Annotated in this window: 12 protein-coding genes; 2 read left to right on the forward strand and 10 right to left on the reverse strand. The window is 26.8% G+C overall.

Translation table 11 applies throughout. From position 1 onward, the window contains the following. Window positions 1-77 precede the first annotated feature (77 nt). Genes cmoA through KJQ99_RS02335 form a run of 9 tightly spaced genes read right to left on the reverse strand, consistent with a single transcriptional unit; the run spans window position 78 to window position 8,100 of the window. Window positions 78-788: a carboxy-S-adenosyl-L-methionine synthase CmoA gene (cmoA, locus tag KJQ99_RS02295; protein WP_214117745.1), complete on the reverse strand. Its 711-nt coding sequence runs from the start codon at window positions 786-788 to the stop codon at window positions 78-80. Next, complete coding sequence (locus KJQ99_RS02300; protein ID WP_214149873.1) at window positions 778-1,656, reverse strand: bifunctional riboflavin kinase/FAD synthetase; 879 nt, start codon at window positions 1,654-1,656, stop codon at window positions 778-780. Before KJQ99_RS02300 ends, cmoA begins: the two co-directional genes overlap by 11 nt. Further along, a complete protein-coding gene (gene tlyA, locus KJQ99_RS02305; protein ID WP_214149874.1) occupies window positions 1,619-2,314 on the reverse strand; it encodes a 23S rRNA (cytidine-2'-O)-methyltransferase TlyA in 696 nt (231 codons plus the stop codon). Before tlyA ends, KJQ99_RS02300 begins: the two co-directional genes overlap by 38 nt. Continuing rightward, the gene (gene ligA / locus KJQ99_RS02310; protein WP_214149875.1) at window positions 2,311-4,242 is read right to left on the reverse strand and encodes an NAD-dependent DNA ligase LigA; all 1,932 of its coding nucleotides are present in this window, start codon (window positions 4,240-4,242) and stop codon (window positions 2,311-2,313) included. Before ligA ends, tlyA begins: the two co-directional genes overlap by 4 nt. Continuing rightward, complete coding sequence (folP, locus tag KJQ99_RS02315; protein WP_214149876.1) at window positions 4,239-5,348, reverse strand: dihydropteroate synthase; 1,110 nt, start codon at window positions 5,346-5,348, stop codon at window positions 4,239-4,241. The genes ligA and folP overlap by 4 nt, the downstream gene beginning before the upstream one ends. Then, window positions 5,335-5,913: a DNA polymerase III subunit delta' gene (locus tag KJQ99_RS02320; protein WP_214117750.1), complete on the reverse strand. Its 579-nt coding sequence runs from the start codon at window positions 5,911-5,913 to the stop codon at window positions 5,335-5,337. The genes folP and KJQ99_RS02320 overlap by 14 nt, the downstream gene beginning before the upstream one ends. Beyond that, window positions 5,910-6,437 (reverse strand): HobA family DNA replication regulator, encoded by a 528-nt coding sequence (locus KJQ99_RS02325; RefSeq protein WP_214117751.1) that lies wholly within the window; start codon window positions 6,435-6,437, stop codon window positions 5,910-5,912. The genes KJQ99_RS02320 and KJQ99_RS02325 overlap by 4 nt, the downstream gene beginning before the upstream one ends. Continuing rightward, on the reverse strand, window positions 6,437-7,639 hold the full coding sequence (locus KJQ99_RS02330) for an aspartate kinase (protein ID WP_214149877.1): 1,203 nt from the start codon (window positions 7,637-7,639) through the stop codon (window positions 6,437-6,439). The genes KJQ99_RS02325 and KJQ99_RS02330 overlap by 1 nt, the downstream gene beginning before the upstream one ends. After that, a complete protein-coding gene (locus KJQ99_RS02335) occupies window positions 7,633-8,100 on the reverse strand; it encodes an RNA pyrophosphohydrolase (RefSeq protein ID WP_214117753.1) in 468 nt (155 codons plus the stop codon). Before KJQ99_RS02335 ends, KJQ99_RS02330 begins: the two co-directional genes overlap by 7 nt. A gap of 122 nt (window positions 8,101-8,222) precedes the next feature. Here KJQ99_RS02335 and KJQ99_RS02340 point away from each other — a divergent pair, with 122 nt between their 5' ends. Then, window positions 8,223-8,804 carry a hypothetical protein gene (locus KJQ99_RS02340; protein ID WP_214119918.1) on the forward strand — a complete coding sequence of 194 codons (582 nt, stop codon included), beginning with the start codon at window positions 8,223-8,225 and terminating at the stop codon, window positions 8,802-8,804. Between the two features lies 1 nt (window position 8,805). Then, window positions 8,806-9,837: a radical SAM family heme chaperone HemW gene (gene hemW, locus KJQ99_RS02345; protein ID WP_214149878.1), complete on the forward strand. Its 1,032-nt coding sequence runs from the start codon at window positions 8,806-8,808 to the stop codon at window positions 9,835-9,837. A 34-nt stretch (window positions 9,838-9,871) separates the two neighbouring features. Here the strand turns inward: hemW and KJQ99_RS02350 are convergent, their stop codons facing one another. After that, window positions 9,872-14,524 (reverse strand): autotransporter outer membrane beta-barrel domain-containing protein, encoded by a 4,653-nt coding sequence (locus tag KJQ99_RS02350; protein WP_214149879.1) that lies wholly within the window; start codon window positions 14,522-14,524, stop codon window positions 9,872-9,874. Window positions 14,525-14,604: the final 80 nt, after the last annotated feature.

The following is a 14,604-nucleotide window of genomic DNA, read 5'->3' on the forward strand; positions in this document are numbered from 1 at the left end:
TGATTAAAGCAAAAAATATTTTTGATGTCAAGATATTTTTAAAATAATTTTATATTATTTGTTACATTTCGTAACATTTAAAGCTTAAAAGCTATAAAAGAGCAAAAATTTGCCCACCTAAAAAAGCAATCAATTTGCTTAAAATTAGCATTGCTTAAAATTTTTATATTTTCATCATAAGTAAAAGGTATTAAAACATTTTCTAAAGCAGCTCTTTTTTGAGCTATTTCATATCTTGAATATCCTTGCAATTCCTTATAATTTTCGTAAATATCAATTATATTTTTTTGTAAAATTTTATTTTCATAAAGCACTTTTTCGCATAAAATAAAAATCCCATTTTTATTTAATAACTTATATATTTTTTGTAATAAATCTTCTCTTAAAAGTGGTCTAATAAAATGCAAGGTATAAGAACAAATTATCGCATCAAAACTATCATTAAGACTTAAAATATCTTCTATATTTTTATTAATCAAATTAATTTTAACACCTAAATCACTAGCCTTAATCCTAGCCCTATTTAGCATTTGCTCTGAATTATCAAGCCCAAAAAGCTCTAAATCATCTCTTTTTGAAAGTGCTAAAAGTGTATTTGCAGTTGAGCAACCTAAATCTAAAACCTTTGCATTTTTTGGCAAAATCTGACTTAGAATTTTAAAAATTAATTCTTGATTTTGCAAATAATACGGCACACTACGAGTAACCATATCATCAAACACACGCACCACTTTTTCATCAAATTCAAATTGTTTTATTAATTCTTCGTTAAAAACTTCATCTTTCATCTTTAGCCTTTAAACTTAGAGCTTTTATGTCTAAGTTGATTTGTTCTTTTAAACTATCAAAATTATCAAATTTTTTATTCTCTCTAAAAAACTCTAAAAACTCTATTTTAATTTTGTGGAATTTAAAATAAGAATTTGAACTATTTAAAATATGCACTTCTAAAGCCGTATTTAAATCAGTTGAGCGTTTGCCTAAAAAAGTAGCTGCAAAATAACACTCATTATCTAAATAAACCTTAGTAAAATAAACACCTTCTTTTGGTAAAAAATAATTATCATAATCTACATTAATAGTAGGGACAAAAAATTTAGCTCCTAAACCTTGACCTTTGATTTGTCTTCCTTGAATGAAATAATTTCTACCTAAAAATTTATTCACACTTTCTAAATCAGCATTCAATAAACATTCTTTAATCAAACTTGAATGAACGCTTATATTATCTATTTTAAATTCATCTACGATAATACATCGTAGCCCAGAAAATTCTTGCAATTCTTTTGCGTGAGCTTGTCTATTTTTACCAAAATGAAAATCATATCCTGCTACAAAATATTTAAGTTGTGTAAAATTATACATAATATTTTGTGTAAAATTATACGCATTTTCATCTTTTATCTCATCAAGATTTACAAAAAATATTTTGCAATTTAACAATTCTTGCTTATAAATTATCGGAACTAATTCTCTTGTTTTTTTATATATTATTAATAAAGCCCCATTATCATCAAGCCTTTTTATAAGCTCAAAATGCCCTAAATGTAAAGCATCAAAACACCCTATTGCTAAACTTGTAATATTTTCTAAATCACATTTTTTTGCTTTTATTATTTCATTTTGAAAAAGCGTAAAAATATTCATAATTTCCATCTTTTCCGCTAAGTTTTGATTTTGATTTTTTAAGTAAAATCAAACCTAATCTTATTACTTCTTTTTCAAATTCTTCGCAAGATTTAAGCACGGCTTTTTCATCTTTTACCACACCATTTTTAGAACGCTTTACATTAATTCCTACTTCAAATTGTGGTTTAAATAAAATGATTAAATACTTGCTACTTAGTCTTATTAAATCATTTATTATCAATCTAGCTGATATAAAACTTAAATCGCACACAACTATTTCAAATGGAGCTGATTTAAAATCTCTAATATCTGTATTTTCAAATACTTTTACCTTTGGATTTGCTCTTAAACTATTATGCAATTGTTTATCTCCAACATCTACACAAGTAACACTTAAAGCATTATTTTCAAGTAATATTTGGGTAAATCCACCCGTGCTAGAACCAACATCTAAGCAATTAATTCCGCTAATTTTTAATTCAAATTCTTCTAAAAATCCTTTTAATTTATAAGCAGCCCTACTAACATAAACTTCATCTAATAGTTTGCATTCATAATCTTGAAGTATCTTATCACTTGCCTTTTTTACTTCATTATTGATTAATACTTTTTCATTTTCTAATAATTCTTGAGCTTTATTTCGGCTTATATTTAATTTATTTGCTACAAACAAATCAGCTCTCATAAAAGTGCCTTAAACTCATCTTCATTAAGTATCTTAATGCCTAATTCTTTAGCTTTAGTAAGCTTACTTCCTGCATCATCTCCACACAATAAATAGGAAGTTTTTTTACTAACACTTGAGCTAGTTTTTCCGCCGTTTTCTTTGATTATATTTTCATAATATTCTCTTGGATTACTAAGTGTGCCAGTTATTACAAAAGTCGTATTTGCGAATTTATCACTAGATTTTATATTTGTATTTTTTAGCCTTAAAATCTCATAAAATCTAATAATTAGCTCTTTATTAATTACGCAAAAATTAGCAATAGATTTAGCCATTTGCTCTCCAAATCCATCTAATTTTAAATAATCAATCTCATCTTTTAAATACCAATCAAATCCAAATTCACTAGCAACCTTACTAGCAGCTACTTCTCCAATATGCTCACATCCTAAAGCATTTATAAAACTTGCTAATTCACAATCTTTTGATTTTTCAATAGAAGTTAAAATATTAGTTATCTTTTTATCAGCAAAACCCTCAAGACCTTGAAAATCTTCGTATTTTAGCTCATAAATACACTCAAATGTGCTGATTTTTTCAAGTTTAAATAACAATTCAATAATTTTATCCCCTAAACCATCTATATTTAGGCATTTTTTACTCGCAAAATATATTAATTGATTTAGCATTTTTGCCTTGCAATTAAGATTTATACATTTAATTAAAGCTCCATCATCTAATAAAGTTTCATTACAAGATGGACAAATTATTGGCTTTGGAATTTTAATTTGTGTGCCATCTCTTCTTTCTTTATAAACACGAGTTAATTTTGGTATAACATCTCCACTTCTAATTACACTAACGCTATCATTAATCATCAAATCAAGCCTAGTTATCTCATCGTAATTATGTAAAGTTACTGATTTAACTATAGCTCCATCAATATTAGTAGGCTCAAGTGTTCCAACAGGGGTTATTACTCCCGTTCTTCCTACTTGATAACTAACATCAATTAATTTTGTAATTTGCTCTAAAGGTTCAAATTTATAAGCAGCCATAAATTTTGGAAATTTACTTGTAAATTCAGTGCATTTGCTTAAATCATTTATCCTTAAAACAAAACCATCTAACATCATTTTTTTATTTAATCTATCATTTTGCAAATTCTCATATTCAATTTGCAATTTATTAGCCCTAACAACCTTGCAAAAATCATCTTTTAAAAAACCTAAACTTCTAATAAATTCCATTGCTTCGCTATGCTTTGTAAAACTAAGTGAGTTTTGCCCTATTCCGTGCGGATAAAATTGTAAATTTCTCTTTGCAACTTCGCTTGGTTCTTTAAGTCTTAATGAACCACTTGCAGCATTTCTTGGATTTGAAAATAAGCTTTCATTATTTGCTAGTTTTATTTCATTTAACTTCAAAAAATCATCTTTTAAAATAACAATTTCGCCCCTAATTTCAATCAATTCTTTATAAGCAATACTCTTAGGAATTGAAGTAATTTGCATAGCATTTAGAGTAATATCATCGCCTACACTACCATCTCCACGAGTAATTGCGTGAACTAATTTACCATTTTCATAAATTAAGTTTAAACTAGCTCCATCAAATTTTGGCTCAATGAAAAATTCTTCATCTTCTGCTTTTGCTCTTTTTATCCAAGCGTGTAATTCATCTTCATTAAAAACATCTTCCATAGAATACATTCTGCTAAGATGAGCTAATTTATTAAAGCCATCATTTACATCTTTTAGATTAATTGGCAATACTTTTTGCGTTGGAGAATCAGGGCTTATATCATTTGGATTTAAACTCTCATAATCTTTTATTTTTTTCATAAGTGCGTCGTATTCAGCATCACTTGCAAGTGGATTTTCTCCTAAATAATAAGCCTTTGCCCATTTATTTGCTAATTTAATATTTTCTAAATACTCTTTCATATACTTTCCATTTTTTTAAGATAATTAATCATTGCATTTTGCCCTATTACATCATGAACTCTAATATAATCAGCATTTGAATTAGCGTGAGTGATTAAACTTAAAGCTTCTTTATGCTCACCTAAAAATCTTTTATTTGAAGCTGCTAATAAAATAGGTTTATTTAAGGTCTTAAAATGATTTAGATATTTTACTAAAACTAAATTCTCATACTCACTTTTGCCAAAACCTATTCCAACATCAATTATTACTTTACTTTCTATTTCGCTTAATTTATTTAAAAAGAACTCATAAACGCTATCTAAAATAAAGAATTTAGAATCGGAATTTGAGTTGCTTAAGCCAGTATTATTTATATAATTATCAAAATAATTATTTTGTGAGTGCATTAAAATATAAGTAGCGTCATATTTTAAAGCTAGTTTTGATAGCTTAGTATTAGCACTAATATCATTTATATATTTAAAGCCAATATCAAGAGCATTTGTTAAGCAAATCTCATCAAAACTATCCAAGCTAAAATCTATCTTATCGCATAATTTATGTTCTTTTATTAAATTAAAAATAGGCTTTAATCTATCAAGCTCTAATTTCGCTCCTAAATAAGTAGAATTAGGTCTTGAACTCATAGCACCTATATCAATAATACTTGCACCATTTTCAATAAACTCATAAGCCTTAGCTAAAAATTCCTTCTCGCTAATCCTAGAACTTTCATAAAAACTATCATCATTAATATTCATAATACCCATAATTTTTGGATATTTTTTGCTTATTTTTAATTCGTTTAAAAATTTACTAAGTCTTATGCAAGAAAACTGCTGCAATTTAAGCTTATTAGCTAAATCTTTTGCATTAATGCTATCAACTAGCAAAATGCTATCGTATTTATACTCTCCGCCTAAAATTGTATTTTTGTGATTTAAAACAATTGCACCTACGCTAATTGCGTCTTGTTTTAAAATATTTGCAGCGGTTGTGCTTATATTTTTTATATAAATTATTTGATGATTACTTCTTTTTAAAAATCTATCTAGTGCAAACTCACTTGAATTAATATCTTTAGCCGAGTTTTCATCTAGTAAATAAAAACTAGCTTCTCTCACGCATTATTCCTAATAATAACCTTGAAATTATAATTTTAGAATTTGAATTAAGCTTTGATAATTCATAGCATTTATAAAATTCTTCTAATAAATCACTACTAATATTTATGCCTTGTTTGTAGCATTCTTTAGCTAATGCACTTATAAATTCACTCAAACTCGCTTTATCAACATCGTAATTTACAATATCTAAATACGACATATTTTTAAGATTTAATTTAATCTCATAATTATTTTTATAATTTTCTAATTTTCTTGAAATTAATCTTGATTTAATAGTTGCTAATAAAAGATTTTTTGAACTAACTAAAATCTTAAAATACACATTAGCAGGTGGCTCTTCTAGTAGTTTTAACATATAATTTTGAGCTTGTATGCTATATTCTTTATATGATAATACGAAATATTTATCATATTCTTCAATCAAATAAGCATTTTGCATAATCGCTTTTGCATCATCTAATAAAAACTCATCACCACTAAAAACCTTGCAGATTTTGGTTTTTTGCCTTAAATCATTTATAAAATCATCAGGGCTTTGAGTGATTATTATCTCACTTCTCAAATCTTAACCTTTGCAAAAATAATAGCGTCTAAACAAGCGTTAATTAATTGAGCAATAGTTATTAGTTTAATATCTAAATGTTCATCACTTGACTTAAGACAAAAAGAATTATCATATTCTTCATCTAATATAAACATTAAGCTATCTTTTTTATTTTTAGCAAGTTTTGCCATTTTTGAACTATCCTTACCAAAATAAATATAAATATAACCATTAGGATATGCTAGACTTAAAACATCATCAAGTAAATCTTCATTCTTATCATAATTATCAAGTTTAAAACCTTTTAAGCTAAAAAATGGTAGCAATGGTCTAGCACTTTTTGCATTTACAAGACTTAAAAAATATTCTTCAAACCAAGCTCTTTCATCATCGCAAATTACTATAAAATTTTTCCCATCTAGTAAATAGCTAAGCCTAGAAGATAGCAAAGGGCTTATCTTAAACCTTTCGCTATCTAGCCAACTATAAAGCATACCTTTTTTTTGGATAAAGTCTTTTACAAAACTTAAAAAATCCTGCATTAATCTTCCAGCTTATAAACTTTATGTAGTGTTCTAACTGCTAATTCAGCATATTTTGAGCTAACAATCATAGAAATTTTAATCTCACTTGTTGAAATCATTTGTATATTAATGCCTTCATTTGCCAATGCTTCAAATGCAGCACTAGCAACACCTGAATGAGTTTTCATACCAACTCCAACTACTGAAACCTTAACTATATCGCTATCGCTTTCTATTACTACATCACTACCTAAAAGCTCTCTCATAGCTTCACTTGCATTTTTTAATTCATTTTGTGGCACGGTAAAACCCAAATTAGTAGTTCCATCATGACCTACATTTTGAATAATCATATCAACATTAATGTCTTTTTTTGCTAAAGTTGTAAAAATACTAGCAGCAATTCCTGGCTTATCTTCAATTCTTCTTAAAACTATTCTTGCTTGATTTTTATCTAATGCTATTCCACTAACTAATGCTTGTTCCATTTTTTCCTCGCTTGTTATAATTGTTCCATTATTTTCATTAAAGCTACTTCTAGTAACTAATTTTACATTTAATTTTTTTGCTAATTCAACGCTTCTATTTTGTAAAACTTTAGCACCTAAACTAGCAAGTTCTAACATTTCTTCATAAGAAATTTTATCAAGTTTTTTAGCCTTTGGCTCAATTCTTGGATCAGTAGTATAAACCCCATCAACATCTGTGTAAATCTCACACAAATCAGCATTTAAAGCCCCTGCAAAAGCAACAGCACTCAAATCACTTCCCCCACGACCAAGTGTAGTAGTATTTCCATTTGCTGCATACCCTTGAAAACCAGCTATTACAACTATTTTTCCACTTGAAAGTTCTTTTTTAATTCTAGTTGCATCAATATCAATGATTTTTGCATTTGTATAATCATCTGTAGTTAAAAGCCCAGCTTCTTTACCACTTAAAGAAATCGCATCATATCCTTTTGACATAAGTGCAATAGCAAGTAAAGCAGCAGTTTCTCTCTCACCACAAGAAAGCAACATATCTAATTCTTTTTTATTTGGGCTTTCTGAATAAAAATTAGCATTATCAATTAATTGATTTGTTCTACCACTCATTGCAGAAACTACCACAACTATATCTTTATAAGTCTTTTTAGACTTAATAACCCTATTTGCAACATTTTCTATGCGTTCAAGGTTGCCAACGCTTGTGCCTCCGTATTTTTGAACAACTAACATCCTATAAATCCTTCTTTTTGAAAATACTTTAAAACTTTAGTATAAAGTGGTCTTTTAAAATGATTAATATAAGGGTTTATATCCTTATAATCCACAAAAAGATGCTCTTTAAACTCAGGTTCATTGGTATTTAAATTAATCAAGTTATTATCTCTTACTTTAACTAAAAAATACCTTTGAGTTTGCCCATCAAAATTATATTTTTTCTTAACAGCTTCGTTAGGAAATTCATAGCTTAACCATTCAGGATATTCAGCAATGATTTCAAATTCTTTTGTGCCTAATTCTTCTTCAAGCTCTCTTATTAATGCTTCTTTTGGGCTTTCTCCATCATCAATCCCACCTTGCGGGAATTGCCAAACATCAATATCAAGTCTTAAAGCCACTAAAATTTTACAATTTAATGGGTATTCTTGAGACAAAACAATAGCTGCTACATTTTTTCTAAATCTTTTTTTCATCAAATAACCTAAAATTAATTTCACACGATACTATCAAGAAAAATTTAATTAAAAGCAACATTTTTACTAAAGAAATAATTATTTTTTGCCGATATGAAGCTTATGATTTTCAAGGAGAAAAAATGCAAATAAGTGCTAGAAATATAACTTTATCTTATCAAGCAGCAGCTTCTTTTAGTAGTAAAGATGAAGCACAAAAAAACATTAAAGATAGCTTAAAAAACTACGGCGTAAATCTTAGCAACGAAGAATTAGACAAACTCACAGCAAAAGGCGAAAATGATAGTTTTTTTGCAATGAGTTTTGAGATTAGTATCACAGAAATTAGCATTCAAGGTAATTTAAACGAAATTGCAAATAATAGGGGTAATATTAAAGAATTTTTAAATAATTTTAAAGATTTAGTTAATGATAATTTAGATAGCAATAGTGCTAAAAATTTATTATTAGATAATGCAGAATTTGGTTCAAAAAATACTGCAAAAAGAATGGCAGAGCAAATCCTAAAAAATGCAAATAATGATGCTAATAAACTAAGATTAGGTAAAGATGGATTATTAAGTGGCTTTAATGAAGCTTTAAAAAGATTTAATTTCGGTGATGATTATATGAGTTTAGCTAATAAAACTCTTGATAATGCTATCAAAATGATAGATGAACAAATCGCTAAACTAGGCGAAAATTTATTAAATTTCAAAGCATAAAATGAGAATTTATATTCATATTCCATTTTGTGCTAGCAAATGCTCTTATTGTTCTTTTGCTAGTTTTACAAATCAGCAAAAAATAAACGAATATTTTAAAGCCTTAGAATTAGATTTAGCAAGGTTTTTACCATTTTCTAAAGATATAAAAAGCATATATTTTGGGGGTGGAACTCCAAGCTTCATAGACGCAAAATACTATGAAAATATTTTTAAATTATTAAAGCCTTATATTAATAATGATACAGAAATCAGTGCTGAAGCAAATCCAAATTCTTTAAGCTTAAATTGGCTTAATACTATGCGTAATTATGGATTAAATCGCATAAGCATTGGGGTGCAAAGCTTTAATGATGAGAAATTAAAATTCTTAAATAGAGCCCACTCAAGCAAACAAGCTATAGAAAAAATCAAACTATTAAAAAATGAAAAAATATCTTTTAGTATAGATATAATTTATGGCACTTATTTAGATGATTTAAATATGCTAAATGATGAATTAAAAGTCATAAAAAGCCTAGAATTAAATCATCTTAGTGCTTATACTTTAATTTTAGAAGATAATACCCCTTTTCAAAATAAAACCGAATATATTCAAAAAGATGATGAGTTAAATTGCTATTTTTATGAAAATTTGCAAAAAATCGGGTTAAAAGCTTATGAAATAAGTAATTTTGTAAGTTCTAGCGAATATGAATGCTCTCATAATAAAGCTTATTGGAGTAAAGAAAATTACTTAGGCATTGGACTTTCAAGCGTTGGCACTAGCGATAATATTCGCTATACAGCAAGTTCAAACCTAAATGAATATATAGCAAATCCATATTTTAGGATTAAAGAAAGCTTAAGTCCAAATGACATTAGACTAGAAAGCATTTTCCTAGGACTTAGATCAAATGTAGGAGTAGATATTAATCTTATTAAAGATAAAAAGAAATTAGATGATTTAAAAGATTTGGTTTTTATAAAAGATAATAAAGTATTTAATAAAAACTATTTAATATCAGATGAAATAGCTTTGTATTTAGAATAAAGCTAAGTTAATTAGAACTTTATTAAAGTTCTAATTAAAACTTATAGCTAAATCCTAAGTTTAATCTATATCCTGTATCAAACTCATTAGAAATATTCTTTGTAAAATCAGCATTAATGTCTAATTTAGAATTTGGTTTTACTAAAAATCCTATTTTAGCATTCAAGCCACTATCTTGGATATTGTTAAAACTGTTTTCTAAAAGAGCTACTACTTTACTTTTTGAAAGAGCATTTAGGTCTTTAAAGTATTGTAATTCAGTAACTAAGCTAAAGTTTTTGTTAAACTCAACTCCTGCTTTAACTCCTGCTTTTATACTAGCTTGAAGACCTTTTTTAGTTTCTATACTTGCATTAGTTCCTTTTAAGTCTAAGTCCTTAAATCTAGTAGCTATTAATTTAATATTAGGCTCTAAGTAATTATTATTTATACTAAATCTATGTCCTAAGCCTAAACCTATTTGATATAAGTCTAAGTAATTAGTAGTATATAAATCAATCTTTTTAGCTTCAAATTTATTTTTTAATGTTACATAAGCTAAAGAATAATCAATAAAGCTTCCATTATAAAAATTAGTAGAAGCATAAGCTCCAAATGACCTTACATTAGTAGAAGAGCTTAAAGCTTTATTTATTTCTAATCTTGAAATATTTGCAAATACTCCATAAGTTAGATTAAATCTATCTAAGCTTATATTCTTATCTATACCAACGCTTGTGCCTTTGTTTCTTAAATCATTATAATTAGTCTTTAAATAATTATATGAATTATTCATCCAAAAGCCGTGATTTTTAATATCATCTCTTAGATAAGTAAATCTATCATTTAAAATATCTGTTTGATTTTTTGCTACATAATAAGGTGTATTAATTATGCTTTTTAATTCAGCTTTTGTATTATCGTCTAATAATTCACTCATAAAATAATCTTTATAGTTTTTATTAATTAATTCTGTTGTAGTGTAATTAACATTGCCTTTACCATCAATTATTGCTTGGATTTCATCTTTGCTTAATTCTTTACCAGCTAAACCTACACTCCAAACTTCTTTAGTTCCATTCTCATCTTGCATAGTTGTATAATGAACTAGATTAGGTGATAATAATACACTTGAAATAGGTGTTGTATAAGTTATCTTAAAGAAGTCTTTATTAACTACTTTAGGTGTTGTAGCTATCATATCAGCTCTTGTAGAATTTGAATTAGTAGTATTTGAGTTGTTAGTATTATTAATAATTGCAATAGGAACATAGCCATTAATTAATAAGCCTAAGTTTGTATTAGAAATATTAATTATATTATTAAAGCCACTTGCACCATATCTTGCAATGATTGCTCCACTAAAGTGATTATATAAAGAAGTGTTATATCCACCACCTGTTATATAAAATGTAGAATTAGTAGCGTTTAGATTATTTACTGCTAATTGCCCTACTATTTTTGAATTAGTTGTAGTTAAGGTATTAGCTCTAATACCACCTTTAATAGCTGATTTTTCTATAGTGTAATCTCCACTTGTTATTTCTGCTTTATCATATACACTACTAGCATTATCATCTTTACCTTTTAAAAATACTTTAGTATCTTTAGAGCCTTCATTAGTATTATTTAAGAATACATTTGAGTTTGTAATCTCTCCTTTGTTTGCACTAATAGAAGTTGTTTTTAAATCTATATTTTTAATTACTAACTTATCATCTACTTTTATTGTTTGAGCTTTGATTTCATCGGTTGTTTTTATATCATCGTTTATAAAATCAATATTATTAGCATTAATGTCTTTAAAGTTGTTATTAGTAGTAGCACTAAGTTTACCATTATTTACTGATACATTGCCTAAAAAGGTATTATTATCAGCTTTTACTTCGGTATTTGTATTTGTAATAATTACATCGCCTTTAAAGGTATTATTCTCTCCTTCAATCTTACCCATACTTACATTTTTATCATACCAAGCTCCATCGGTTGAGAGTGTTCCGCTACCTGATACTAGCTCTGATACTGTTGAGCCTTTTTCTACATTTATAAAGCCTTCGTTTTTTATTTCTCCTTTGATTTCTGAGCCATTTATTACACTTACTTTTGCATCTTTACTATCAATTATTATGCCTTGCTCTAATGTAGCTTTATCTAAGACATTGTTTTTACTATCGCCTGTAATAGTTAGAGTTTGTTTAAATATAGAACCAACTGCACTTATGCTATCAGCACTAACATTACCTTGAAAAGTGCTTTTATTATCGCTTAATAATTTATTTGCAGTTATATCTCCACTAAAGATTGTATTGCTTGATTTAAAGTCGTTGCCTACTTTGAAATTTCCTGTGATGGTTTTTGTTTCTGTGCTAGTTGAGTTATCTATGCTAATATCATTTTTTACTATTACATTTGAAGCTTCTAGGTTAGTATTAGTTAAGCTTACATTACCTACTTCGTTTATATCACCTTTTATGGTTGAGTTTGTGATGATTACATCTTCTACTTCTTTACTACAACCTTCGTGTTCAAAACAAGTATTTCTATTGTCTTTTGTAATATTTCCATTAAGAGTAGAATTATCTATATAAACTTTTTGAGTTCCTTGAATATTTCCATTTAAAACTGAATTGTTTTTAAGATGAAGTTCGCCTGTTTCTACTGAACTATTAATAATTGAATTATCAATATTTAAAAAAGTGCCTATTTTATTAATTTTATAATATATAGCATTACTTGTAGAATTTAAATATTCTTGATTTAAAGTGGTAATCATAGGAGCAGTAATATTACTATCTTTAATATCTATAACTTTTGCATATATCATATTATTTGCATTATTGTTTGTAATTGTAGTTTTTGTAAAGCTAAGATAGTCAGTCATATACTTAATAAGTGATGAATTATTATGTATACCTATTCCTACTTCTTTTAAACTTGAATTTGATATATTTACTTTATTGTTTACTAAAGAATCTGCCGAATTCTTTCTCCAAGCATTAATACTATTATTTGACATTTTGAGATTATTAATATCCAATGTTACATCATTCTCTACAAAGAAACCAAAATTATATTCTTTATCTTTGAAATCTTCTTTACCATCGAATTTTAAAGATTGTTCGGCAATAACCAAACCTTTTTCGTAAATAATATCAGATAATACTTTTTTATTTTCATCATTTAAATAAATATTAGCACCCTTTAAGGTTCCGCTGACACTACTTAAACCATCAAAATAAATTTTTCCACCTATAAAATCAGCATTTACTTTTGTATTATTAAAATAAGTATTTCCGAGATTTATGTTGCCTTGATATTCAGAATTATTAAATACATACTTATTATTATTTGATTTAATAGTACCCAAATTTGAAATTACTTTGGTGCTATTAAATTCTATATTATTAGCCAAGATAGAAATATTTTTATCAGTATTAACAATACTCCCACCATTAAAAACAACATTATCTAAAGTAGATGCTAAACCCACAGCTGTATTAGTTAGTTTTGAATTGTTAAAAGTGGTTGTATTAGTGTTAGAACTTGAAAAATTATTAATAGCAGTATTTATAAATTCACTATCATTAAATGTAGCACTAGCATTATTACCCAAAGTTATATGATGACCTGTTCCTTTTATATTTTCATTTTTAACTAAAATTCTATTAAAGGTATTATCTCCATTTAAATCAATTCTATTATTGCCAGAACTAAGAGCAACATCGCTAAATGTAACCCCATTTAATTGCATATGATTTCCGGTAGATTGTATATCTAATTTTTTATCAGCAGTTCCACTAGCAGTTGAATTTGTAATATTTAAATTCTTACTTGAAATATCAGCTTTTATAGTGCTATCGCTTATATTTGTAGTTCCACTTATAATAGATTTGCTATTTATAATTGAGCCATTTGTAGCAGTTAAATTACTCGCAGTTATACTTCCACTTATTTCTGAATTATCTAAAGTAACATTTGTATTAATAGCATTATTATTAACAGAAACACTATTAATATTAGCGTTAATGTTAGAATTATTTTTAATACTTATACTAGATGTATTTTGTAAAATTATTGAGCTATCATCAATAAAGGTAGAATCTATTTCAGCATTATTTTTAATTCTTATCTCTGTTCCAATAATAGAAGAATTATTAGTATTTAAATCCATAGTAAAAATACTAGAAGTTTTATTATCATCAATTTTATCAACTATAACACTTTCTAATATTAATTTTGGAACATAAGGTCTTTGTGTTAATTTACTAGTTGAATTTATCTTCTCAAGACCTAGCTGACTATCATGAATTAATGAATTTTTAATAATTAAAGAACCATTTGTATTACTTTCTGACCAAGCTTCTAATTTAACATCGCTAATTACTGAACCATCAAAAGTAACACTAGCAGTATCTTTAAGTAGATAATTAAAACCACTAGAATTTTTATTACCTTGTAAATTAACTTTATTTAAGTTATTAGCTTTATCAAATATAACTTGATTATCTAAATCTAATTCACTATTAGATATGGTTGCATTTGTGATATTTGTAGTTCCACCGGTTGAAGTTACTTTTAAATCTGTATAATTTTTAGCAGTAGTAGTATTACCTATATTTAGTGTTCCACCAGTTTGATTAATAATTTTATCGGTTTCAGCTGCATTATGAGTCTGTTTATTTATAACATTAATAGTATTACTTTGCACTAATGTATTAGCAGTGCTTGGAATAGTATCAGCAAGAGCTAAATTACCCCCCCCCCGCTAATATAAAAGTTATTAAAGAT

Origin of the sequence: Campylobacter sp. 2018MI13, assembly GCF_018501135.1 — a bacterium.
GTDB lineage: Bacteria > Campylobacterota > Campylobacteria > Campylobacterales > Campylobacteraceae > Campylobacter_E.

Excerpts from the sequence above, each read along its gene's own strand:
- cmoA (WP_214117745.1), bottom strand. The coding sequence starts at position 788 with ATGAAAGATGAAGTTTTTAACGAAGAATTAATAAAACAATTTGAATTT.
- KJQ99_RS02300 (WP_214149873.1), bottom strand. The coding sequence starts at position 1,656 with ATGGAAATTATGAATATTTTTACGCTTTTTCAAAATGAAATAATAAAA.
- tlyA (WP_214149874.1), bottom strand. The coding sequence starts at position 2,314 with ATGAGAGCTGATTTGTTTGTAGCAAATAAATTAAATATAAGCCGAAAT.
- ligA (WP_214149875.1), bottom strand. The coding sequence starts at position 4,242 with ATGAAAGAGTATTTAGAAAATATTAAATTAGCAAATAAATGGGCAAAG.
- KJQ99_RS02325 (WP_214117751.1), bottom strand. The coding sequence starts at position 6,437 with ATGCAGGATTTTTTAAGTTTTGTAAAAGACTTTATCCAAAAAAAAGGT.
- KJQ99_RS02330 (WP_214149877.1), bottom strand. The coding sequence starts at position 7,639 with ATGTTAGTTGTTCAAAAATACGGAGGCACAAGCGTTGGCAACCTTGAA.
- KJQ99_RS02335 (WP_214117753.1), bottom strand. The coding sequence starts at position 8,100 with ATGAAAAAAAGATTTAGAAAAAATGTAGCAGCTATTGTTTTGTCTCAA.
- KJQ99_RS02340 (WP_214119918.1), top strand. The coding sequence starts at position 8,223 with ATGCAAATAAGTGCTAGAAATATAACTTTATCTTATCAAGCAGCAGCT.
- hemW (WP_214149878.1), top strand. The coding sequence starts at position 8,806 with ATGAGAATTTATATTCATATTCCATTTTGTGCTAGCAAATGCTCTTAT.